The 21,685-nt window shown below is 46.6% G+C and carries 24 protein-coding genes, 1 pseudogene and 1 riboswitch; of the genes and pseudogenes, 8 read left to right on the plus strand and 17 right to left on the minus strand.

Annotated elements, in window-relative coordinates:
- Positions 1 to 13 precede the first annotated feature (13 nt).
- From NYE28_RS17070 to NYE28_RS17120, 11 genes are all read right to left on the minus strand, one after another.
- Positions 14 to 682, minus strand: a complete 669-nt coding sequence (locus tag NYE28_RS17070; RefSeq protein WP_012118383.1) for a methionine ABC transporter permease — start codon at positions 680 to 682, stop codon at positions 14 to 16.
- The gene (gene metN / locus NYE28_RS17075; RefSeq protein ID WP_003151850.1) at positions 675 to 1,700 is read right to left on the minus strand and encodes a methionine ABC transporter ATP-binding protein MetN; all 1,026 of its coding nucleotides are present in this window, start codon (positions 1,698 to 1,700) and stop codon (positions 675 to 677) included. Before metN ends, NYE28_RS17070 begins: the two co-directional genes overlap by 8 nt.
- Positions 1,701 to 1,805: 105 nt before the next feature.
- Positions 1,806 to 1,912, minus strand: a riboswitch (SAM riboswitch).
- 111 nt (positions 1,913 to 2,023) lie between these two features.
- Positions 2,024 to 2,374, minus strand: coding sequence for an SCP2 sterol-binding domain-containing protein (locus NYE28_RS17080; protein ID WP_007410085.1), 351 nt, complete (start codon positions 2,372 to 2,374; stop codon positions 2,024 to 2,026).
- 96 nt (positions 2,375 to 2,470) lie between these two features.
- A complete protein-coding gene (locus NYE28_RS17085) occupies positions 2,471 to 2,791 on the minus strand; it encodes a thioredoxin family protein (protein WP_003151847.1) in 321 nt (106 codons plus the stop codon).
- 2 nt (positions 2,792 to 2,793) lie between these two features.
- Positions 2,794 to 3,159 (minus strand): toprim domain-containing protein, encoded by a 366-nt coding sequence (locus tag NYE28_RS17090; RefSeq protein WP_081211918.1) that lies wholly within the window; start codon positions 3,157 to 3,159, stop codon positions 2,794 to 2,796.
- Between the two features lie 69 nt (positions 3,160 to 3,228).
- Positions 3,229 to 3,465 (minus strand): YusG family protein, encoded by a 237-nt coding sequence (locus NYE28_RS17095; RefSeq protein WP_003151845.1) that lies wholly within the window; start codon positions 3,463 to 3,465, stop codon positions 3,229 to 3,231.
- A gap of 54 nt (positions 3,466 to 3,519) precedes the next feature.
- The gene (gcvH, locus tag NYE28_RS17100) at positions 3,520 to 3,903 is read right to left on the minus strand and encodes a glycine cleavage system protein GcvH (protein WP_003151844.1); all 384 of its coding nucleotides are present in this window, start codon (positions 3,901 to 3,903) and stop codon (positions 3,520 to 3,522) included.
- A 59-nt stretch (positions 3,904 to 3,962) separates the two neighbouring features.
- Complete coding sequence (locus tag NYE28_RS17105; protein WP_003151843.1) at positions 3,963 to 4,319, minus strand: arsenate reductase family protein; 357 nt, start codon at positions 4,317 to 4,319, stop codon at positions 3,963 to 3,965.
- A gap of 113 nt (positions 4,320 to 4,432) precedes the next feature.
- Positions 4,433 to 6,217 (minus strand): acyl-CoA dehydrogenase family protein, encoded by a 1,785-nt coding sequence (locus tag NYE28_RS17110; RefSeq protein ID WP_007613612.1) that lies wholly within the window; start codon positions 6,215 to 6,217, stop codon positions 4,433 to 4,435.
- An 18-nt stretch (positions 6,218 to 6,235) separates the two neighbouring features.
- On the minus strand, positions 6,236 to 7,411 hold the full coding sequence (locus tag NYE28_RS17115; RefSeq protein ID WP_003151841.1) for an acetyl-CoA C-acetyltransferase: 1,176 nt from the start codon (positions 7,409 to 7,411) through the stop codon (positions 6,236 to 6,238).
- 10 nt (positions 7,412 to 7,421) lie between these two features.
- Positions 7,422 to 9,791: a 3-hydroxyacyl-CoA dehydrogenase/enoyl-CoA hydratase family protein gene (locus NYE28_RS17120; RefSeq protein ID WP_038464257.1), complete on the minus strand. Its 2,370-nt coding sequence runs from the start codon at positions 9,789 to 9,791 to the stop codon at positions 7,422 to 7,424.
- 190 nt (positions 9,792 to 9,981) lie between these two features.
- On the opposite strand from NYE28_RS17120, the gene NYE28_RS17125 reads away from it, so the two are divergent.
- Positions 9,982 to 10,122 carry a YuzL family protein gene (locus NYE28_RS17125; RefSeq protein WP_003151836.1) on the plus strand — a complete coding sequence of 47 codons (141 nt, stop codon included), beginning with the start codon at positions 9,982 to 9,984 and terminating at the stop codon, positions 10,120 to 10,122.
- Positions 10,123 to 10,151: 29 nt separating this feature from the next.
- On the opposite strand, the gene NYE28_RS17130 is transcribed toward NYE28_RS17125, so the two are convergent.
- The gene (locus NYE28_RS17130; protein ID WP_038459767.1) at positions 10,152 to 11,060 is read right to left on the minus strand and encodes a proline dehydrogenase; all 909 of its coding nucleotides are present in this window, start codon (positions 11,058 to 11,060) and stop codon (positions 10,152 to 10,154) included.
- Positions 11,061 to 11,149: 89 nt separating this feature from the next.
- On the opposite strand from NYE28_RS17130, the gene NYE28_RS17135 reads away from it, so the two are divergent.
- From NYE28_RS17135 to NYE28_RS17150, 4 genes are all read left to right on the plus strand, one after another.
- On the plus strand, positions 11,150 to 11,407 hold the full coding sequence (locus tag NYE28_RS17135) for a hypothetical protein (protein ID WP_015418171.1): 258 nt from the start codon (positions 11,150 to 11,152) through the stop codon (positions 11,405 to 11,407).
- 11 nt (positions 11,408 to 11,418) lie between these two features.
- Entirely contained in the window at positions 11,419 to 11,751 is a 333-nt protein-coding gene (locus tag NYE28_RS17140) for a spore coat protein (protein WP_003151830.1), read from the plus strand.
- Between the two features lie 138 nt (positions 11,752 to 11,889).
- Complete coding sequence (locus NYE28_RS17145) at positions 11,890 to 12,351, plus strand: MarR family transcriptional regulator (protein ID WP_003151828.1); 462 nt, start codon at positions 11,890 to 11,892, stop codon at positions 12,349 to 12,351.
- A 20-nt stretch (positions 12,352 to 12,371) separates the two neighbouring features.
- Positions 12,372 to 13,967: an MDR family MFS transporter gene (locus NYE28_RS17150; protein ID WP_007410079.1), complete on the plus strand. Its 1,596-nt coding sequence runs from the start codon at positions 12,372 to 12,374 to the stop codon at positions 13,965 to 13,967.
- Between the two features lie 115 nt (positions 13,968 to 14,082).
- Here NYE28_RS17150 and NYE28_RS17155 read toward each other — a convergent pair whose 3' ends face one another.
- Positions 14,083 to 14,970, minus strand: coding sequence for a LysR family transcriptional regulator (locus NYE28_RS17155; protein WP_015240544.1), 888 nt, complete (start codon positions 14,968 to 14,970; stop codon positions 14,083 to 14,085).
- A gap of 121 nt (positions 14,971 to 15,091) precedes the next feature.
- Here NYE28_RS17155 and NYE28_RS17160 point away from each other — a divergent pair, with 121 nt between their 5' ends.
- Both NYE28_RS17160 and NYE28_RS17165 read left to right on the plus strand, forming a co-directional pair.
- Positions 15,092 to 15,838, plus strand: coding sequence for an acetoacetate decarboxylase (locus tag NYE28_RS17160; protein WP_160223263.1), 747 nt, complete (start codon positions 15,092 to 15,094; stop codon positions 15,836 to 15,838).
- Between the two features lie 13 nt (positions 15,839 to 15,851).
- Positions 15,852 to 16,892, plus strand: a complete 1,041-nt coding sequence (locus NYE28_RS17165) for a 2-dehydropantoate 2-reductase (protein ID WP_025285238.1) — start codon at positions 15,852 to 15,854, stop codon at positions 16,890 to 16,892.
- 192 nt (positions 16,893 to 17,084) lie between these two features.
- Here NYE28_RS17165 and NYE28_RS17170 read toward each other — a convergent pair.
- The 4 genes and pseudogenes from NYE28_RS17170 to NYE28_RS17185 form a co-directional block, all read right to left on the minus strand.
- Positions 17,085 to 17,352: pseudogene (locus NYE28_RS17170) on the minus strand (YusU family protein).
- A gap of 2 nt (positions 17,353 to 17,354) precedes the next feature.
- Positions 17,355 to 18,179, minus strand: a complete 825-nt coding sequence (locus NYE28_RS17175) for an ABC transporter ATP-binding protein (RefSeq protein ID WP_012118397.1) — start codon at positions 18,177 to 18,179, stop codon at positions 17,355 to 17,357.
- 155 nt (positions 18,180 to 18,334) lie between these two features.
- Complete coding sequence (locus tag NYE28_RS17180) at positions 18,335 to 18,772, minus strand: YusW family protein (RefSeq protein WP_012118398.1); 438 nt, start codon at positions 18,770 to 18,772, stop codon at positions 18,335 to 18,337.
- A gap of 118 nt (positions 18,773 to 18,890) precedes the next feature.
- The gene (locus NYE28_RS17185) at positions 18,891 to 20,672 is read right to left on the minus strand and encodes a M3 family oligoendopeptidase (RefSeq protein WP_043020721.1); all 1,782 of its coding nucleotides are present in this window, start codon (positions 20,670 to 20,672) and stop codon (positions 18,891 to 18,893) included.
- 130 nt (positions 20,673 to 20,802) lie between these two features.
- On the opposite strand from NYE28_RS17185, the gene NYE28_RS17190 reads away from it, so the two are divergent.
- Positions 20,803 to 21,645: an oxidoreductase gene (locus NYE28_RS17190; protein ID WP_012118400.1), complete on the plus strand. Its 843-nt coding sequence runs from the start codon at positions 20,803 to 20,805 to the stop codon at positions 21,643 to 21,645.
- Positions 21,646 to 21,685: the final 40 nt, after the last annotated feature.

The following is a 21,685-nucleotide window of genomic DNA, read 5'->3' on the forward strand; positions in this document are numbered from 1 at the left end:
TGTAAATCCTCCCTTATCTTTTGTCTATTATATTTGTAATCACATCACCGATAATCTGAATGATAAAGACGATGATGAGTATAAATACTGTCGCTACAAACGTTACATCCGTATTATTGGACTGGTAGCCTTCTACATATGCAAGGTTTCCGAGTCCGCCTGAACCGATGGCGCCGGCAATGGCGGTAGATCCGATCAGGGCGATGGCCGTAACGGTGATGCCTGAAATTAACGCAGGCATTGATTCAGGAATCAGCACTTTGAAGATAATCGTCGATGTCTTTGCTCCCATTGATCTGGCAGCTTCGATGACTCCTTTATCGACTTCCCGGAGCGCAATTTCCGCAAGACGGGCGTAAAACGGCGCGGAGCCGATAATCAGCGCCGGCAATGCGGCGTTCGGTCCTAAAATCGATCCGACCAAAATCTTAGTAAAGCCGAGAAGCAGAATAATTAAAATAAGAAACGGAATAGACCTGAAAATATTAACGACCGCCGCAATCACGGTGTTAATGATTTTATTTTCCCATAAGCTTCCCTTGCCCGTTAAAAAGAGCAGAAGACCGAGAATCGCTCCGATGACAAATGAAAAAACTAATGCGATGACCGTCATATAAAGGGTCTCGTATGTGGCCGTCCACAGCTCGGTTATATCAACGTTCGGGAACCATTTTTCAAACATTTGTGATCACCTCTGCTTCTACCTGTTTGTCTTTGATGAACCGGATCACGTTTTCTACTTCTTTTTCCTGACCGTCAATATGAATGAATAAAGAACCGTAGGCTCCGTCCTTCGTCTGTGAAATTTTCCCCTGCAGAATATTGACGTCCACATCAAAGTTTCGGATCATTTCCGTAATGAGGGGCTGCTCGGCGGCCTGCCCGACAAATGAAAGCTGAATCGTTTTTCCTGTCGCTGTTTCCTGCAGAAAATGCTGGATGGTTTCTTTCGTCTCCTCCGGTTCTGTCACCTGCTGAACGAAACGCTTGGTCATCGGTTCGCGCGGGTTTCTGAAAACTTGGAGTACTTCGCCTTCTTCAACGACTTTCCCGTTTTCCATGACGGCGACTCTGTTGCAGATTTTTCGGATGACGTGCATTTCATGGGTAATGAGCACGATCGTCAGGCCGAGTCTGTCATTTATATCGGATAAAAGATCCAAAATTGAATCGGTCGTCTGCGGATCAAGCGCTGATGTCGCTTCATCGCACAGAAGGACTTTCGGATTATTGGCGAGCGCCCGGGCGATGCCGACACGCTGCTTTTGACCGCCGCTCAGCTGCGACGGATAAGATTTTTCTTTCCCCTCTAATCCGACCAGTTTAATCAATTCATCAGCGCGGCGGACCCGTTCGCTTTTTTTCACGCCGGCGATTTCCAGCGGGAACATAATGTTCTCCCGGACGGTGCGCGACCACAGAAGGTTAAAATGCTGGAAGATCATGCTGATTTCCTGGCGCGCTTTTCTCAGCCCGCGGCTGCTTACTTTATTTAATTCCGTCCCCGCGACTTCCACGGTTCCCGACGTCGGCTTTTCAAGGCCGTTCAGGAGACGGATTAAGGAACTTTTACCAGCTCCGCTATATCCTATAATTCCAAATATTTCGCCCTTTTTGATATCAAGAGTGACATCTTGGACAGCATTGACATCCCCATGCTTCGCTTTGTAAATTTTTGAAACATTTTGAAGATGGATCAAAGCAATCACCCGCCTTACACTATTCTAAGAAATCTTCCGGGTTTCTCCGCAAAAGAAAAGCCTTTCTGCAAAAATGAGCAGAAAGGCTTATTGAAAAAGGCCTTTCTCTCATCTTTCAAAGCAGACCGCTTCGAGTGAATTGGCACCATTTCAACATTGTTGATGGTTGCCGGGCTTCATAGGGCACTTCCCTCCACCTCTCTTGATAAGAGAAAACATATCGTATTTTCGTCCGGAAATTCTTACTGTAGAATAGCACGGCGAATGATAAAAAGTCAATAAAATAAATATTGGAAGCTATTGTCACATAGTAGATTGGCAGTTTACGGCCGTTTACTGATCGCCTGAAAAAATCCGTTTGTCAGCCAGAGGATGGCCTCCAGCTTCAGCAGAGCTCTGAATGATCCTTTCACTTTGAGTTTTCCGCTTTGGATAAGCTTTTGCAAAGAGACATCACCATGCAGGAGATGAATGATTTCCGTCTGGTTTCCGTAAAAGGTCAAATTAGATTTTTCCTTTGAAACCGACGTTTTTCTCATTTCTCCCTGTCCGTTAATTGAGACCGTTAAGGCTTCTGTTTCTCCTTGGAATGTAATCAGCAGCGTTGAGGCGTTTAATAGCGGTTTCAAAAACAGATGCTGTCCGTCATTCTCTGAAACTTCTATTTTCTCCACTCGTATAACCTCCCGTTTTAATGGCCATACATACACTTTCTCTTTTTAACGGACAGAACCCTTTATAAACCGCACGACATTTTCCTGTAAATATTGTCACATCGGGAACGTTTGCGATGTTTTTTGTTTAATCAGCTCATATAAATAGGAAACGGAGCGGAAGGCGTATCCTTTCTCAACAAGCTCTCCGCCTTTAAACAGCAAAAAGCACGGAACGCTTTCAATCTGATAGGCTTTGGCGAATGCGGGGGAATAATTCACGTTGTTTTTATAGAAGGCGGCGCCGGGCAGCATTTCTTCGACGACAGTAAGCATTTTGGACGCCAGCTGGCATGTGCCGCAAAACGGGGTGTACAAATACAGGAGATAAACGTCATCCTGAATCGATTCGAGTTCATTTTCTTGGAGTTCTTTCATGATTACCACCTCAGGTCGTTCTTTTTCAAAAATACAGTGTCAGCATCAAAGCCGGCTCTGAGTAGCACAGATGCGAGATGATGGCCCGGGCACGACTCGACTTGCCTGTATGTTCTGTCTATATAAATATGGCGCGCTTCGGGAAGCTCCCGTTTCAGCTGTTTTCTTAATTTTTCTCCGGAGTCATCTGCGTCCGTTAAAATATAGACGTCTCTGTCAAACAGGCGGTCCGCCAAATCTTCCAGTTCGGTTTGGCCGATCGTCCCGTTTGTACAGATGATTTCCGCGGGTTCGATGAGCACTTCCCTGACTTTGATTTTATCAGATTTTCCTTCTACGATAATGACCTTTTCATCTCCGTTGTACATAAGCGCGTCACCTGCCGATTGTTTTAGCGTCAGATTGAAAAAGAAGGCAGTGAAATTCACCGCCAACTGTTAACACCAGCCATTCTCATAATCGCAATCGACATATTTCGGATCGCTGCCGTTTATGACATCGGCTGTTTTATAAAATTTTTGATTTTCAAATGAAAAGCCCTGTTTGAGCTCGTACTGGTCCATGCCTGTCATCTCGCCGATGGCTTCATTTTCATGAAATAAGGAAAACCGGCCGTTTTGAAAGCGGCCCGTAACGTTCTCCGTCACATCGACCTTTTGTTTATCAAAAGCCATTTTAGACACCTCCCGTTACAGATAGAATGTCCAAATGGCCCCTTTGCTATCCGATCAGTCTTCTTGTGTCATTTCGTCATATTGCTCGGAAGTCATGAGGTTTTCGATTTCTTCAGCATCAGCCGGTTCCACGACGATCATCCACGCTTTTTCATACGGAGACTCGTTTACGAATTCAGGACTGTCATCAAGGTCTTCGTTCACTTCCGTCACCGTTCCGTTAATCGGTGCGTACAGTTCGGAAACGGTTTTGACGGATTCCACGCTGCCGAATGGCTCGTCCGCTTTAATTTCGGCGCCGACTTCCGGAAGCTCGACAAAGACGATGTCGCCAAGTTCGGCTTGCGCGAAATGTGTAATCCCGATGCGGGCTTTTCCGTCCTCAACTTTGACCCATTCGTGCTCTTTGGAATAACGCATATCTTTCGGTGTGCTCATCTAAATCCCTCCATTTTTTTCTTATACTAAGAAGATACCATAATTCTTTGAACCTGGCATTACATCCAATATTTTTCGAATTGGTCTTCTTTAAAGCCGACAGTGACTTTTTCGCCGTCTGTCGTAATCGGGCGTTTCAGGAGCATACCGTCTGATGCCAGGAGTTCAAGCTGTTCATCCTCTGACATGTGGTACAGTTTTTCCTTTAAGTTCAGCTCGCGGTATTTCATTCCGCTCGTGTTGAAAAACTTTTTGAGCTCAAGACCGCTCTTTTCATAGAGGTCTTTAATTTCTTCTTTCGACGGAGTTTCCTCCGCGATATGTATTTCGTTTATTTCCTTACCGCGGTCTTCCAGCCATTTTTTCGCATTACGGCACGTTCCGCATTTAGGGTACCAGTAAAAATTTAACGACATCTTCTTCACCCCTTGTAAATGATCGTCGTTATTTTAACACAATCACTTGTAAAAACCTATAACGTTGCTTCATGAAAAAGCGCCCCTGATGAAGGAGCGCTTTCAGCATGTGATCAGACCGTATATTTTTCTTCACGGAAGACGGCGGCTGCCGCTTCACGTTTTTTCTGAATGAGGTTTTTCGGCGTCAGGCGCGTCAGTTTGCGCAGCACGGAAAGCATCATCCGGAGGGAATCTCCTTCCTCCATGGCGATCAGTGATTCTTTGGCGTGCGCTTCAATGTTCTGAAGGGCTTCCTGGGCAAAGATTTCCGTATATAACAGCTTCTGCGCGGCTTTTTCGGCACCGTCCGCCGCAATTGCTTTTTCCGTTCTGAGGACGGCTGATTCCAAAGCGTACAGCGCGCTGACAATATCGGCAATGTTCACCATGATTTCCTGCTCGCCTTCGATCTCTTTGCCGTATTTCTGCGCCGCGAGACCCGCTGTCAAGAGGGCGATCTTTTTCGCCTGTCTGACAATGTATTTTTCCTGTTCAAGAGGTTCTGAGCCCGGCTCTTCAGGCATCAGCATCATGAGTTCTTCTTGGAGCGCTTTTGCTTTTTCAAAGAGCGGCAGCTGACCTTTTACGGCTTTTTTCAGGAACGTGCTCGTTACGATCAGGCGGTTGATTTCATTTGTGCCTTCAAAAATTCTGTTGATTCTTGAGTCGCGATAAGCGCGCTCCACTTCATATTCCTGCATAAATCCGTAACCGCCGTGAATTTGAACGCCTTCGTCGGCAATATAATCAAGCGTTTCAGAACCGCACATTTTGTTGAGCGAGCATTCAATCGCGTACTCGGCGATTGACTTCGCGACTTCGCGTCCGTCTTTTTGCTCCTCTTCCGTCAGTCTGCTCATATTATCTTCGAATAAGCCCACTGTTCTGTATACAGAGCTCTCCATCGCGTAAAGCCGAGCTGACATCGTCGCAAGCTTTTCCTGAGTGAGCGTGAAGCTTGAGATCGGCGTTTTAAATTGCCGGCGCTGGTTCGCATAAGCGGCAGACAGCTCAATCACCCGTTTTGAAGCGCCGATTGTGCCGACGGCAAGCTTGTAGCGCCCGATATTCAGAATATTAAAGGCGATGACATGTCCTTTTCCGATTTCGCCGAGAAGGTTTTCTTTCGGGACTTCCGCCTGATCTAAAATCAGCGTTCTTGTCGATGAACCCTTAATCCCCATTTTTTTCTCTTCCGGTCCCGTTGACACGCCCGGATAGTTCTTTTCTACGATAAATGCAGAAAACTTATCTCCGTCCACTTTAGCGTAGACGACAAAGACATCTGCAAAGGCGGAGTTTGTAATCCATTGCTTTTCTCCGTTAAGAATATAGTGTGTGCCCGCTTCATTCAAAACAGCCGTGGTTTTCGCGCCGAGGGCATCTGAACCTGAACCGGGCTCAGTTAAGGCGTATGCCGCGATTCTTTGTCCTGAAGCCAAGTCCGGCAAATAGGTTTTTTTCTGTTCTTCCGTTCCGAAGAACACGATCGGCAATGAGCCGATCCCGACGTGAGCGCCGTAAGACAGCGAAAAGCTGCCGGCACGTGAAAACTTTTCCGTAATGAAGGCTGAACTGATTTTATCCAGGCCGATTCCGCCGTACTCTTCAGGCACGTCTGCTCCGAGGAGGCCGAGATCTCCGGCTTTTTTCAGCAGTCTGACCGAATGCTCGAACTGATGATTTTCAATTTCATCGATATAAGGAAGCACATCGTTTACGACATAGTCTTCTGTCGTTTTGCCGATCATTTTGTGTTCGTCTGTAAAGTCCTCCGGAGTGAATATTTGATCATATCCCGTCTCTTCAATCAGAAAGCTGCCGCCTTTTTTGACGTTGACCGTTTCCTGTTTCATGTTCGTTTCCCCCTTTTTTTAAATGAGTTCAAATACGCCGGCAGCTCCCATGCCGCCTCCGATGCACATCGTCACCACGCCGAATTGCTCGTTTCTCCGTTTCATTTCATGAATGAGTGACAGGGTCAGCTTCGTTCCCGTGCATCCGAGCGGATGTCCGAGCGCGATGGCGCCTCCGTTGACGTTCACTTTTTCTTCATCTATCCCAAGCGATCTGATGACTTGAATGGCCTGTGAAGCAAAGGCCTCATTCAATTCAAAAAGCCCGATATCCTGTAATTCGAGTCCGGCAAGCTTGAGCGCCCGCGGAATGGCTTCAATCGGACCGATCCCCATTACCTCAGGCGGAACGCCCCCTACGGCAAAGGAACGGAATTTGACAAGCGGCGCCAATCCGAGCGACGAAGCTTTTTCGCGATCCATCAGCATGACAGCCGCCGCGCCGTCACTTGTTTGTGAAGAGTTCCCGGCCGTCACGGTTCCCGTTTTAGAAAAAGCCGGACGGAGCTTCGCCAAGACATCAGCCGATGTGCCGGGACGAACGCCTTCATCTTGAGAAAAGGTAAATTGTTTTTTCCGCGGCTTATGGTCATCACCGACTTCTGTCAGCGATACTTCAACCGGCACGATTTCGTCATTGAATTTCCCTTCTTTAAGGGCTTTTGCGGCATTCTGATGGCTGCGGACGGCAAATGCATCCTGGTCTTCTCTGGATACGCCGTACGTTTCGGCTACCTGCTCCGCTGTGTGCCCCATGCTCATGTAATACTCAGGCGCATGCTCCGCCAAAGCGATATTCGGCCGTGTCACATGCCCCATCATCGGAACTTGCGACATGGATTCCGCACCGCCCGCAATGACGGTGTCACCCGCGCCGATCATGATTTTTTCAGCACCGTAAGCGATGGATTGGAGCCCGGAAGAGCAATAGCGGTTCACCGTAATGGCCGGCACCGTATGAGGAAGCCCCGCCAGCGCACCGATATTCCGCGCCATATTTAATCCTTGTTCGGCTTCAGGTGTTGCACATCCGATAATTAAGTCATCGATATTTCCTTCATAGCCGCCTGCCCGTTTCAGCGTTTCTTTTACACAAAGCGCTCCTAAATCATCAGGACGAACGGCTGCAAGCGATCCTTTTTTCGCTTTACCGACCGGAGTTCTCGCACCGGCCACAATGACTGCTTCTCTCATAAACACCCTCCTAGTTCCGTAAAGGTTTGCCTTTGACGAGCATATGCTGCATTCTCGCTTGAGATTTCGCCTCGCCAGCGAGGCTTAAAAAGGCTTCTCTTTCAATCTCGAGTAAATATTCTTCTGAAACCTCCGTGCCGAACGGGACTCTTCCGCCGGCAATGACATGGGCCAGCTTCTTCGCAATCTTCATATCGTGATCGGATAAATAACCCGACCGTCTCATTTGGTCTGCTCCGAGCAGTAATGCCGCACACCCGGTTTCCCCGGTGACTTTCACTTTTTTGCGGGCAGGCGGGCGGTATCCGCTGTCATATAAGGAAGCAGCCAGCTGTTTCGCATCGTGCAGCAGGTGATCCTGATTCATGCTGATACGGTCTGCCGCGGACAAAATCTTCATATCACGGGCTTCGTGTGCCGAACCGGACACTTTGGCAAGCGCGATTGTTTCGAAGGTTTTAATCGCTGCGTCCATCAGTTCACTTCCGCCGTCCAAATAATTCATGTACAGCTCTTTGTTTCCTCCGCCGCCCGGAATAAGGCCGACGCCGGTTTCAACAAGACCCATATACGATTCGCTCGCCGCCTGAACGCGTGCCGCCGGGAGACAGACTTCCGTGCCGCCGCCGAGTGTCATCCCAAATGGCGCCGCGACAACGGGTTTAGCGCTGTATTTGATGTTCAGCATCGTCTGCTGAAAACGGCGGATGACAAAATCGACTTCCATGAAGTTATCATCCTGAGCTTCCATCAAAATCATCGCAAGGTTTGCCCCCGCGCAGAAATGTCTGCCTTGGTTACCGATGACAAGACCTTTATAATTCCGCTCCGTTTCCTCAAGCGCATTGTCAATCATCTGAATAATGTCTAAGCCGATCGCGTTGCTTTTCGTATGAAATTCCAGCAGCGCGACATCATCGCCGAGATCAATCAGACTTGCTCCGCTGTTTTTAGTGATAACGCCTTTTGTTTCTTTTAACGTTTGCAGGCTGATCCGTTTCGGATTTTCTTTCACAGCCCTGTATTGGCCGTCTGAATAGTAAAATGGTGTTCCGTTTTCCTTCATATAAAATGTTTCATGGCCCTGATTAAGCATTTCTTTCACCCAGCCGGGGAGTGCTGCGCCTTCTTCCTCGAGCCGCTCCGCTGATTTTCTGACGCCGATGGCATCCCACATCTCAAACGGTCCGAGCTCCCATCCGAAGCCCCATTTCATGGCGTCATCAATTGCTTTGATATCATCAGCGATCTCACCTAAAAGCCGGGCTGAGTATAAGAGTGTTTGCGATGTAATATTCCAAAGCAGGCGCCCGGCGCGGTCATCAGAGTATATAAGCGCTTTCATTTTGCCTTTGGCACCCTTTGCCTGTTTGGCGGCTTCTAAAGCGGGTGTCTTCATTTTCGAGCGCTCACCGTATGTCATGGTCAGCGGATCGAGTTCATATATTGTTTTACCTTCTTTTTTGTAAAAACCTTGGCCTGATTTGCTGCCCAGCCAATTGTTTTTCAGCATGTCATTCATAAATTCAGGAAGCTTAAACATGTCTTTTTCAGCGCCATCGGCTTTATCATACACATTTTTTGCCACATGGGCGAAAGTATCTAGCCCCACAACGTCAAGGGTTCTGAAGGTCGCGCTTTTCGGTCTGCCGATCAAAGGCCCGGTCACCGTGTCCACCTCGCCGATGCGGCAGCCGGAAGAAAGCATTTCTCTTACCGTGACCAGCAGGCCGTACGTACCGATGCGGTTGGCGATAAAGTTAGGCGTGTCTTTTGCGATGACGACCCCTTTCCCGAGCGTGTTTTCTGCAAATGAAGTCATAAACTCCAGCACGTCAGGATCTGTTTCCTGAATCGGAATGATTTCCAGAAGCTTTAAGTAGCGGGCCGGATTAAAGAAATGGGTTCCTAAGAAATGAGCTTTAAAATCGGCAGATCGGCCTTCCGCCATTTTTGTGACGGAGATACCGGACGTATTGCTCGACACGATGCTTCCCGGTTTCCGGTATTCATCAACGAGTGAGAAAATCTGTTTTTTTACGTCAAGATTTTCGACGACGACTTCAATAATCCAATCAGCATCCTTCAATTGAGCTGCGTCATCTTCCAAATTCCCCGCCGTTATATAGTCGAGATTGGCAGCCGAAGTCAGCGGCGCCGGTTTTTGCTTCAGCAGCTTTTGCATGGCCGATCGGCTCAGTCTGCTGCGGACCTCCGGGCTTTCTAATGTCAGCCCTTTTTTCATCTCATCCTTTGTCAGCTCGTTTGGCACAATATCAAGCAGCAGGACGGGAATTCCGATGTTAGCCAAGTGCGCGGCAATTCCGGACCCCATGACGCCTGATCCGAGAACGGCTGCTTTCTTTATAAACTTGTGCATGAGTCATCCCCCTTGAACTTTGAATGAATAGTCATTCATTTTTTCGGCAAAAAAAATGAAACCCTTTTCTTCTTACATCTTAAAAGATTTTCAGGATGACTTCAATAGCAAATATGGAATTTTTTTAAATTTTTCTGCTTCCGCATGTTCCATGGCGCGGGCGGGAAACTTAAACCCGGAGGTGAAGGGAATGGTGCGAGGGAGAAAAGATCCGTCTTCTGCCGCAGTGAGCGCGGCCAGCATGAAAGGAAATGCGGGACCGAAGCAAAAATACGGCGGCGGCAAACGGACGAGCCAAAATCAGCAATATAAAAAAGACAACATGGAATAACATGCTGCGGCTGCTTTTTGGAGCAGCCGTTATTTTTTGAAGATCCCTTTCAGCACAAATGCCGCATTTGCCGGGCGCTCGGCAATTCTTCTCATCAGGTACCCGTACCAATCGGTTCCGTACGGGACATACACCCTCATCCTGTATCCTTCTTCGGCAAGCTCCTTCTGGCGCTCCGTTCTGATGCCGTACAGCATTTGGAATTCAAACTGCTCCCGGGGAATCTGATGTTCGCTGATGAGTGTTTTCGTAAAAGAAATGATGTCATCATCATGTGTCGCCACCGCCGTTTCATGGCCGCTCAAAAGCTGCAGCTTAATCAGCTGCTGAAAATGAAGATCGGTTGCACTTTTATCAGGGAATGCAACGGCCGCCGATTCTTTATAAGCGCCTTTTACAAGCCTGAGCCGCGGCTTGTATGGCATCAGACCGCTGATGTCTTCAGCTGCGCGGTACAAATAAGCCTGAATGACGGTGCCGAGCATCGGGAAATCCGGCTTGCACCGCTTATACAGCTCAAGCGTACGGCCGCATCTTGAATAGTCCTCCATATCAATCGTTACAGGCACGCCGCGTTCTTTTGCCTCCGTCAATATGTCTCTGACATGCTGTTCCGCGAGCTTCTCGGAAATATCCAGACCGATGGATGTTAATTTCAGCGACAGCTCACAATCCAGTTGATTCTCGGCAATCGCCCTGATTGCTTTTTTACATTCTTCCGCCGTCCTTCTCGCATCCTTCTCTGAACCCGCATATTCACCTAGATAATCAATCGAAGCCGACAGCCCTTTTTGGTTCAGCCGCTTTACCGTTTTCACAGCTTCCGTGAGTGTTTCCCCTGCAACGAACCTTCCCGCACCGAAGCGGATTCCGTAAGCCTGGGCGAATTTTGTAAGCATTTTATTTTTCGACAAAAATAAACATATGCTCCGCAGCAAGGATGAACTCCCTCCTTTTTCTTTTATTCGTGTATGAATTTCCGGTCGCAGAGAAAGCTAAAAAGAACAGAATTGAAGGAGGCGTTTATATGAACAACCAAGAGCAGCACGGAAACTTGCCGCCTGCCGTCATCTCAACGAAAGACCATTTGTATCTTGAGGACATGCTGAACTGGAATCTGCTTGCCATGAAAAAAGCGCATTTTATGGCGGAACACTGCCAGAATCAGACGTTAAAACAAGAGCTTGATCAGATCGGCCGGATGCATCAGAAGCATTATCAGCACATATTGGGCCGCTTGAACCCCGATCAAGGCGGACAGACAACAACAGGCTATATGCAATAGGAGGACAATACATGGAACAGCAAAACCAAAAAATCACGAATCCGCAAACGCCCGTGCCCAATACGGCGCAAATGAATGACAGAGACTTGGTGAATGAGCTGCTGACGACGGAAAAATACATCACGGCTTCATATTGCACAGCCCTGCACGAGTTCAGCCACGAGTCTCTTTATCAAGATATTCAGGCGATTTTCGATGAGTCACAAAAAGCGCAAAGAAGATTATACGATGTGATGTTTCAAAATGGCTGGTATTCCATTGAAGCAGCCGATACCCAAAAGCTTCAGCAATCGTATCAGAAGTTCCGGCAGACCATTCAGCAGCAGTCTCCCTACCAGCAGTAAAACGAAGAAGGATTTGATGTTTTCGACAAGCATCAATCCTTTTTTTATTTTTGCACAAAAAGATTGACTTGTCATTAATCCTTATTTATATTTAACTAATGTTAATTATTTTCTCGAGGAACAAGATGAGGAGGAGTTATGAAAAACGCGGATCAATATGTGTCTGATATCCAGAAATCTCTTCAGACGCTGCTGCAAAACATACAGCCCGAAATGGTGGAAAGCATGGCAAAACACGAGGTGACGCCTGCCCAATTATTTGTTTTAGCCAGCCTGAAAAAACACGGGAGCTGCAAAGTTTCCGAAATTGCGGAACGCATGGAGGTAAAGCCGAGCGCAGTGACGCTGATGGCCGACCGCCTCGAACAAAAAGGACTTATCGTCCGCAAACATAACCAGCAGGACAGACGCGTCATCGACATCAGCCTCACCAAAAAAGGCGAAACAAAATTCGAAGATGTTGTGGAAGGACGGAAAGCGATACTGGCGCGAAACCTATCCGTTCTGACTGACGATGAACTGATTCAGTCCGTGAACATCATCCGCAAAGTAGCGGAAGCAGCCGAGAAATACGCGGCTGATCAAAAAGAAAACGAATAGAAAAGAGGAGCTGCCGAAACATGAGCATTGAAAAGAAAGATCCAAAACGCACATTATTAATAACCGGCTTAATTATCGCCATGTTTTTCTCAGCCCTTGACGGCACCATCGTAGGAACGGCGATTCCTAAAATCGTGGGTGACCTCGGGGGATTAAGCATGATGACGTGGCTGACCACGGCATATCTTTTAACTTCGACGACGATCGTTCCGATTGCGGGGAAACTTGCAGATTTATTGGGGCGCCGCGTCGTCTATGTATCAGGTTTATTGATTTTTATGGGAGCTTCCGCACTGTGCGGAATGGCCAGCAACATGACGGAACTGATTATTTTCCGCGGACTTCAGGGAATCGGCGGCGGTGTCATGATGCCGATGGCTATGATCGTCATCGGGGATTTGTTCACAGGGAAACAGCGTGCCAAGTTCCAAGGGCTTTTCGGAGCGATTTACGGGCTTGCTTCCGTGATCGGCCCGCAAATCGGGGGCTGGATTGTTGACTCATTAAATTGGAAATGGGTTTTCTATATCAACCTGCCTGTCGGAATTTTAGCCGTGATCTTTATCGCAAGAGGACTTCAAGGCAGAAAACAGACCGGGCCGATTAACTTTGACATCGCCGGCATTTTCACAATGATCGTCGGAATCGTCAGCCTCCTCCTCGCGCTCAGCTTCGGAGGAAAGGATTACGCATGGGGCTCTTGGCAGATTCTCGGTCTCTTTGCGCTTGCACTTGCCGGGATTGTCGGATTCATTTTCGCTGAAATCAAAGCAAAAGAACCGATTCTGCCAATGTACCTGTTTAAAAACAGAACGTTTACCGTACTGAATCTGATCGGCTTTTTCATGAGTATCGGCATGTTCGGCGCCGTTACGTTCGTTCCTTTCTTTATGCAGGGAATTATCGGAGTCAGCGCCACCGCGTCCGGCACGATTATGACGCCGATGATGGTATCTATGATTATCACAAGTATTATCGGAGGCCAGCTGGTTTATAAGATCGGTATTAAACCGCAAATCATGATCGGCATGCTGATCATGGCCGTCGGCTTCTTCTTATTAACGACTTTGCAGCTGGATACAAGCAAGCTCGCGGCTACATGCTATATGGCCGTGATCGGTCTGGGAATGGGGCTCGTCATGCCGCTTCTCACGCTCGCTCTGCAAGAAACGTTTTCAAAAGAAGAGCTGGGTGTTGTGACCTCTTCAAGCCAATTTTTCCGGATGATCGGGGGAACGTTCGGCATTACGGTGCTCGGCGCTGTCATGAATGCCAGATCAGGAAGCCTTTTAACCGACAGACTGGTGCCTTACTTAGACTCACTGCCGAAACAGGCAAGTGCCTTTGCCGCCCAGTTTAAAGGTATGATTGACAAGAATCCTGAAGGGCTGCTTCAATCCTTGTTCAGCCAGGAATCGATTAAGCAGATTCCGGCCGCATTTTCTTCCCATATCGTGCCGGTTTTGAAAACGTCACTGATGGATTCGCTTCACAGCGTGTTTTTCACAGGCCTGGCCTTTATCGCTGCCGGATTGATCCTCACGCTGTTTGTTAAATCAATTAAACTGACAAACAAAAAGACAGGCAAACAAGAAGAAAAGGCGAAAGCCGTTTAACAAAGAAAAATCCCGCGGATGCCGCGGGATTTTTTTATATCATCTGGGAATGACCAGTCTTCCGCCTCATTGGAAATGGGGGGTGAAAATTTCAAAAAAATAGTGATGAAATCCTTCAATAAACCTTAAACATTTCATAGTTATCTTTATAGTACGACATAATAAAGTCACGAAAATTTCTTACCGAAGAAGATAACAGCTTATGTCTCATCCAAGATAAGCCGACTGGATATGAAGCAGAGTGATCAGTCACTTTTATAAAATTCAGCCCCAATGTTCTGCAAACTGAAATAGGAAGCAACGCCACACCTTGATCCAGCTTTATAATCTCGACCAGTAAATGAGAATCTGCCTCAAATGCAATATTTGGGGTGAAACCAGCTTTCTCACAAAGCGAGGCTGTAAAACCGCTATACTCTTCATTATTAGCAAGGGTAATAAATGGTTCATCGGCGACAAGGCGTAAAGAAATTTCTGTTTTACCCGTAAATCGGTGGTTTGAGGGCAAAGCCAGAACAATATCTTCATTTACCAGCACACTACTCTCTATCTCTTCATCTTGAATCGGATGACCTGTTATTCCTAAATCAATGTCCCCTTTTTTTAAACTTGTTATGATCTCGCTTTTAACTCCGATTGCTTGGAGAATTTTTGATTGAGGAGAGCGGTTGATATATTCACTCATCAGTCCTGCAAGGAATCTTGGATTGGAAATAGATATTCTGATGGTGTCAGAAATTCGATGTTCCTCCAATTGAATTTCCGTTTGTGCATTTTCAATCTCAGTAAAAATCCTGTTTACACGTTTTAAAAGAATTTTCCCTGCTGAACTCAGCTTAATATTTCTGCCTTTTCTCTCAAACAAGGTTGTTCCCAGTTCATTCTCAAGTCTTTTTATAGTGAGACTTAAAGAAGGCTGGGCAATCTTTAATTGTTCTGCTGCTTTAGAGATATGTTCAGTATAGGCAACCGTCTGAAAGTATTTTAGCTGCAGCAATTCCATCTGTCTGCACCCCCCTCATTTATTTCAATAAATATATATATACCTTATTATGTATTGGATTAAATGTAAATGCGAATGTAAGATAATAGCATAGTTAAAGAAAAGGAAAGGGTGTCATTCAATGAAAATTGATGTGAAAGATATAGCAAAAAATTTAAATACGCCACTAACAGCCCCTGCTTATCCTATCCCAAATTATAAATTTGTTAACCGTGAATATTTAAATATTATTTACCGAACGGATGAAAAAGCTTTACGTGCAGCAGTGCCGGAACCTCTTGAAATTACTGAACCTTTAGTGAAATTCGAAGTGATGTGGATGCCCGATGTTTCCGGACTTGGTGCCTATACAGAGGCAGGACAAGTCATCCCTGTCAGCTTTAATGGTGAAGAAGGAGATTATGTACATTCTATGTATGTTGACAATTTCCCGGCTATTGCAAGCGGACGGGAACTTACTGCATATCCAAAGAAATTGGGTGCCCCTAAGCTGTATATAGACTCTGATACTCTTGTTGGCACATTGGATTATGGCAGTCTTCGTGTGGCAACTGCCACTATGGGGTATAAACATTTCGAAATGGACAAGGAAAAAGCGAAAAGGGAAATTTGCCGACCTAATTTTATGGTTAAGATTGCTACTAATTACAATGGTGATTTAAGGGTTTGTGATTTGGTGCGAACGCAAATAACGAATATAGAAGTTAAAGGTGCCTGGACTGGACCGGCGCGGCTTCAATTATTTGAACATGCTCTGGCACCTCTTGCAGATTTGCCTGTATTAGAAGTCGTTTCAGCATCTCATATCCTTACAGATTTAACCTTAAATGCAGCACAGCCGGTTTATAACTACTTAGAGGAAATATAAGGAGACGTTTACAATGAGAATTGCAGTTTTAGGAGCAGGTTCTTTAGGAACCATAGTTGGAGCATATCTGTCTGCTGGCGGAATGGATGTCGAATTGATTGATTCGTACAAAGAACATGTAGATACTCTAAATCAAATTGGTGCTAAAGTAGTTGGTACAACGGAATTTCAAGCAAAGGTGAAAGCCATCACCCCTGAAAACAAATCAGGCAAGTATGATTTAATATTACTTCTGACGAAACAATTATATAATGACTCCATCCTTAAAGAGTTGCTGCCTTTTTTAAAGGATGACAGTGTAGTATGTTCCTTGCAAAACGGTATACCTGAACAGAAAGTTGCTTCGATCGTTGGTGATGAACGTGTTATTGCAGGTTCTGTTGAATTTGGTGCTACATTTATTGAACCAGGCGTATCCAGACTTACAACTGAGTATACTCAATTTAAAGAGTACGCTTTTCAAATTGGAGAATTACATGGTGAAACAACAGAAAGAATCCAGCGTATTAAATCGGTTTTAGACCTTATCGGCGGAACACATATTTCCGATAATTTAGTTGGAACGAAGTGGTCAAAATTACTTATCAATAATGCATTCAGTGGTTTATCGGCCGCATTAAACGGAGAATACGGAGACATTCTTGACCATGAAATCGGCATTGTTAGTGCAGTTCATATCGCAGATGAGACGATTAAGGTTGGACACGCCAATGGTGTCAAATTTGCGAAAATGGGCGGCCTTGATTTAGAATCTTTGGAATTAAGAAGTGAAAATGACATTCCTGAACGTATCCAAACATTTAGGTCAGCCATGGAACCATCTAGGCTGCTAAGAGCAAGTATGCTCCAGGATCTTGAGAAAAAACGCAAAACTGAAATTGATTATATTAATGGAGTTATTCCCAAAATGGCAGAAGGTACTGGCATTTCAACACCTTTTCATGATTTGGTTGTAGCACAAGTCAAATGTGCCGAGGAATCTCAAACAGTGCCCAATTTTGATACAAATATAAAAGCATTTGAAGAGTTATTACGTATCCGAAAGGAAATGTGATATATAGGAAAGAGAGAAAGGGATTGCTGCGGCGGTCCTTTTTTCTTGGTTCAGCGAGCGGAAGAAATATACGTTAACAAACGGGTGCATTAGTTACATTAATGTTCTTCGCTATGAATTGAACGGCGCCTTTATTGATTCCTTTTCAGCAAAAAAAGCTTTCGGCACCTCTCTTTGATGCCGAAAGCTTTTTTATTGTTTTTTTCTGTGTGCTTCATTGAGCTGTTTAATATGCTGTATCGCAGCTTTGATGCCCTCTTTGGCGTCCGGGTAGGATTGATTCCAATGTTTGACGAGCGGAGGCATGCTTTTTGCGATATGTGTATACAAAATCCACTGCCTGACTTCTTCCTTTACATCCGGGTTTGTTTCGCCAAGCAATAGTTCCGTGTATTTCTCAAGCAGGCCGTCCAGCTGCTGCTGCAGTTTTTCTTCCATACCGTTCCCTTCCCTTTTTCATGATTATGACAATCGGGCGGTGAGGGCCGCTTCCTGCACGATACATCTGCCGCGTCCGTGCGGAATGCAAAGCGGCGTGCCGAACAGCGGGTCTTGCGTTACCTGGCAGTTCATCGCAAAGACCTGCTGTACAAGCTCGCAAGTGATGACTTCTTCGGGACGGCCCTCTGCGTAAATCTGTTTATCCTTAATGGCGACCAGATAATGGGCATAACGGCATGCCAGATTCAGGTCGTGCAGCACCATGACGATTGTGCGTTTTTCTTTTTCATTTAATTCAAACAGCAAATCAAGAATTTCAATTTGATGCGTCATGTCGAGATAGGTTGTCGGCTCGTCAAGCAGAATGATATCCGTATCCTGAGCGAGTGTCATCGCAATCCATGCGCGCTGGCGCTGTCCGCCTGACAAGGAATCCACCGGACGGTCGGCCATTTCCTCAAGCTTCGTCGCTTTAAGCGCTTTTGCCACTGCGTCTTCGTCCTCTTTGGACCATTGCTTCAGCCAGCTTTGATAAGGGTATCTTCCCTGCTTCACAAGCTGATGCACCGTCAGGCCTTCGGGAGCTGACGGACTCTGCGGCAAAATAGCGAGCTCTCTTGCCACTTCCTTCGTCGGAAGCTTAGCGATGGCTTTTCCTTCTAAAAGCACAGAACCGCCCCTCGGTTTCATCAGCCGGGCCAATGAACGTAAAAGCGTCGATTTTCCGCAGCCGTTGCTTCCGATCAATACAGTGATTTCGCCTTTTGGAATCGCGACATCCAATTCGTCAATGATAACAGTTTCTCCGTACCCTAAGCTCAGCGTCTCTGTAGAAATTGCACTCATACCGCTAACCGCTCCTTTTTTGAGTTTCCCAACACTATGTATATAAACAAATTGCCTAAACATTCAACGTGAGATCATGATTATATTGTAACAGAAATTAATGACTCTGAATATCATTATCAATTAGTTTTGGGCAAAAAAGCAGCGGGCGGCGGTTATTTTTTTATTTCCGTCATTTCTCCATCATTCTTTTTCAGTTTCAGATAAAAATGGTCATAGCGGCTGTCCAAATTAAAAGCCGAGAGCACCTGCCGGACGACCTCGCTTTCCTGCATCCGGCTGTTTACAGCAAGTTCTCCAAGAATCATCTTCATTTCATCAAGCGCTTCCTCGCCCTCTCTGTGAACCCCTGAGAGCTTGTCCCGGATGTCAGCCTTTTCATGACCGTCTTTTCTTTCATACAAACCTTCATAGCGGTTATGCTCTCCGGCTCCGTAGCTGACGCGAAGGGAAAAGCTGCTGTAAGGAACCGGCTTCGCGGATGATACGGGTGTGCTGTCTTGTTCCGCTTCCCGTTTTTCTTCATTCAATCGGCAGCCGGCAATCAGCATCAGCGTAAGACATAAAACGCCCGCCGTTCTGATCCATTTCATGCGGTTCACTCCCATTCCATTCCGATCGTTTTTAGGTATTTCCAAGGGAGGCGGCTGTCATTCATTAAACAAAAAAGAACCGGAGCGATAACACTCCGGCCGGTTCATCTCAAGATTATCATTCAGTCAGCTCTAAAAATTCCTGCACATCCTGTACGGCAAGGCGGACCGCGTCTTCCCAAAACGACCGTTCCGTCAGATCCGCTCCAAGGTGCTTCATCGCCAAATCCTCAACAGTCATCGAAGCCGTGTCACACAAAAGCGCGATATATTTTTCTTCAAAATCCGCGTTTTCCCGAAGAGCTCTTGCATATATTCCAAGCGAAAATAAGTAACCGAACGTATACGGAAAGTTGTAAAACGGCACTCCCGTAATATGAAAATGCAGTTTCGACGCCCAGAAATGAGGGTGGTACTCCCCTAATGAATCGCAAAACGCTTCTTTCTGCGCCGCTTCCATCAGTTCATTCAGTTTCTCAGCCGGAACGACGCCCTGCTTGCGCTCTTCATAAAAACGCGTTTCAAATAAAAATCTCGCATGAATATTCATAAACATGGCTACGCTTTTTTGAATTTTATCTTCAAGCAAGAACAGCTTTTCATCCTTTGTCTCCGCTTGTTTCAAAGCGGCGTCGGCGACGATCATTTCCGCAAAGGTCGAGGCTGTTTCAGCCACATTCATAGCGTAGGCTCTGTTCAGCTGCCGCACTTGAAGCATGGCCTCCTGATGGAACGCGTGACCGAGCTCATGCGCCAGCGTCGATACATTCGAAGCGCTTCCGGAAAACGTCATAAAAATCCGGGATTCTCCGCTGTCGGGAAAGCTGGTGCAGAAACCGCCGACCCGTTTGCCGCTGCGGTCTTCCGCTTCTATCCACCGATCACGGAACGCTTTTTCCGTAAATGCGGACAGCTTTTTGCCAAACGTCGAAAATTGGCTGACGATCAGATTGGCCGCTTCATCATATGTGTATTCTTTCGGAGCCTCGCCGATCGGCGCGTCCACATCATACCAGTTCAGCCGCTCAAGCCCTAAAAGAGACGCCTTTCGATTCAGGTATTCGGCAAAAGGCTTTTTATGATCGGTAATGACCTGCCACATGACATCCAGCGTTTCTTTTTTCATCCGGTTGATCGCAAGCGGTTCTTCCAAAGCGCTTTTCCAGCCCCGCGCTTTATAGATTTCCGTGCGGAAGCCGGCCAGATGGTTCAGCGTGCTGCCGAAAAGCTCCTCTTCTCCTTTCCACGCTTCATTAAGCTCTTTGAACACTTGACGTCTGATCCGCCGGTCCGGGTGCGCCATCATATTTTCCGCTTGGCCGACCGACAGCTCTTTATCCTCAAACGGAATCTTCATTCTGCCGACAGCCGCATTATACAGGTCGCCCCATGCGTGATAGCCGTCAACGGCCAGGCCTTCAATCAGCCTTTCTTCTGAAGCGCTGAGCTTCTCTTTGACACGGTCTCTTCTCTCATTTAAAACATATGTGAGATCCTGAAGTTCCGGTTTTTGCAGCAGCTCCTCCCAGACCCGCTCGTCAATCCGGGCAAGTGTATCGTCAAGGGTGACCAGAGCGGATTTAAAATCACTGCTCAGCTGATTGATCCGCGCCCTCCATTCATTCGCTTTCTGATCATGAGTGTTCTGAGCCTGAAGACAGCCGACGAACGCTCCCGCCTGCCTGATCATGATCGCCGACCGTTCAAACCTATCAATCAGATTGATCAGCTCCCAGCTTTCATCCGCATGCGTTGGAACCGTAAACGCTTCAACCGCATGTTGAAAAGCGCTTAGATGATTTTTGAGCTCTTGTATGTATTGCTGAAACTCTTCCGACCGGCTCCCGCCCTCAAAAATGGAGTTTAAATCCCATGTTTCCTTCAATCCCTCTAATGCCATCTTTTCTTTACCCCTTTCTATCCGAAGCTGACTCCATTATAAAACAATTCTGACATACTTCCGAACGATTTCTCCTTCTTTCCGCGAGATGTTATACACTATGAGATAAGAACAAACGGGGAGGATTATTATGAACAGAAAAATTGCCATTGTAACCGGCGCGACGAGCGGATTCGGGCTGCTGACAGCGCTGAAGCTCGCCCGGTCTTATCACGTCATCGCAACAGCCAGACAGCCGGAGAAAGCTGAAATACTGAAAGAGGCCGCCGCTCAAGCGGGTGCATCCGAACATGTTACGGTCGTTTCTTTAGATGTGACAAATGAGCAGTCGGTGTCTGACTTCGGGAACACCATCAGCGGTTTCGGACCGATTGACCTGCTCGTCAATAACGCCGGCACTGCGTACGGGGGGTTTATTGACGATGTGCTGATGGAACATTACAGACAGCAGTATGAATCAAATGTATTCGGTCTGATTCACGTCACAAAAACCGTGCTGCCTTATATGCGAAAACATAGCGGGGCGAAAATCTTCAATATCAGCAGTATCAGCGGACTGACCGGTTTCCCGGCTCTATCTCCGTATGTCTCTTCCAAATTCGCGGTTGAAGGGTTTACAGAGAGCCTGCGCCTCGAACTGCTGCCTTTAGGAATTGATGCCGCTTTAATAGAACCGGGCTCCTATAAAACGTCTATATGGGAGACGTCTCTGTCCAATCATCTTACGGCACCCGGCAAAGATTCGCCCTATTACCGCTATTATCAGCAAATCGAAGCTTACTTCAAAGCCAACGCATCCAAAAGCGGGGATCCTGATGACGTAGCGGAGCTGATTTATCAATTGGCACAAAGGAAACGGCTGAAGAAACTGCGGTATCCGATCGGCAGGGGCGTTAAGCTGACATTGGCTTTCCGCTCACTCTTTCCGTGGTCTGCCTGGGAATCGATTATAAAGAAAAAGCTGTTCACTTAAACCTAAATTATAATTATTATAATTTAGTATTGATTTTTAT

The organism is Bacillus sp. FSL R5-0443, assembly GCF_038608285.1.
In the GTDB taxonomy this organism is placed as follows: Bacteria; Bacillota; Bacilli; order Bacillales; family Bacillaceae; genus Bacillus; species Bacillus velezensis.

Coding starts and splice junctions, on each gene's coding strand:
- NYE28_RS17175 (WP_012118397.1), bottom strand. CDS start 18,179: ATGAGTGCAATTTCTACAGAGACGCTGAGCTTAGGGTACGGAGAAACT.
- NYE28_RS17190 (WP_012118400.1), top strand. CDS start 20,803: ATGAACAGAAAAATTGCCATTGTAACCGGCGCGACGAGCGGATTCGGG.
- NYE28_RS17120 (WP_038464257.1), bottom strand. CDS start 9,791: ATGCACAAGTTTATAAAGAAAGCAGCCGTTCTCGGATCAGGCGTCATG.
- NYE28_RS17105 (WP_003151843.1), bottom strand. CDS start 4,319: ATGTCGTTAAATTTTTACTGGTACCCTAAATGCGGAACGTGCCGTAAT.
- NYE28_RS17070 (WP_012118383.1), bottom strand. CDS start 682: ATGTTTGAAAAATGGTTCCCGAACGTTGATATAACCGAGCTGTGGACG.
- NYE28_RS17135 (WP_015418171.1), top strand. CDS start 11,150: ATGAACAACCAAGAGCAGCACGGAAACTTGCCGCCTGCCGTCATCTCA.
- NYE28_RS17155 (WP_015240544.1), bottom strand. CDS start 14,970: ATGGAATTGCTGCAGCTAAAATACTTTCAGACGGTTGCCTATACTGAA.
- NYE28_RS17095 (WP_003151845.1), bottom strand. CDS start 3,465: ATGGCTTTTGATAAACAAAAGGTCGATGTGACGGAGAACGTTACGGGC.
- NYE28_RS17110 (WP_007613612.1), bottom strand. CDS start 6,217: ATGAAACAGGAAACGGTCAACGTCAAAAAAGGCGGCAGCTTTCTGATT.
- NYE28_RS17115 (WP_003151841.1), bottom strand. CDS start 7,411: ATGAGAGAAGCAGTCATTGTGGCCGGTGCGAGAACTCCGGTCGGTAAA.
- NYE28_RS17160 (WP_160223263.1), top strand. CDS start 15,092: ATGAAAATTGATGTGAAAGATATAGCAAAAAATTTAAATACGCCACTA.
- NYE28_RS17085 (WP_003151847.1), bottom strand. CDS start 2,791: ATGAAAGAACTCCAAGAAAATGAACTCGAATCGATTCAGGATGACGTT.
- NYE28_RS17125 (WP_003151836.1), top strand. CDS start 9,982: ATGGTGCGAGGGAGAAAAGATCCGTCTTCTGCCGCAGTGAGCGCGGCC.
- NYE28_RS17145 (WP_003151828.1), top strand. CDS start 11,890: ATGAAAAACGCGGATCAATATGTGTCTGATATCCAGAAATCTCTTCAG.
- NYE28_RS17165 (WP_025285238.1), top strand. CDS start 15,852: ATGAGAATTGCAGTTTTAGGAGCAGGTTCTTTAGGAACCATAGTTGGA.
- NYE28_RS17180 (WP_012118398.1), bottom strand. CDS start 18,772: ATGAAATGGATCAGAACGGCGGGCGTTTTATGTCTTACGCTGATGCTG.
- NYE28_RS17140 (WP_003151830.1), top strand. CDS start 11,419: ATGGAACAGCAAAACCAAAAAATCACGAATCCGCAAACGCCCGTGCCC.
- NYE28_RS17150 (WP_007410079.1), top strand. CDS start 12,372: ATGAGCATTGAAAAGAAAGATCCAAAACGCACATTATTAATAACCGGC.
- NYE28_RS17185 (WP_043020721.1), bottom strand. CDS start 20,672: ATGGCATTAGAGGGATTGAAGGAAACATGGGATTTAAACTCCATTTTT.
- NYE28_RS17090 (WP_081211918.1), bottom strand. CDS start 3,159: ATGTACAACGGAGATGAAAAGGTCATTATCGTAGAAGGAAAATCTGAT.
- gcvH (WP_003151844.1), bottom strand. CDS start 3,903: ATGAGCACACCGAAAGATATGCGTTATTCCAAAGAGCACGAATGGGTC.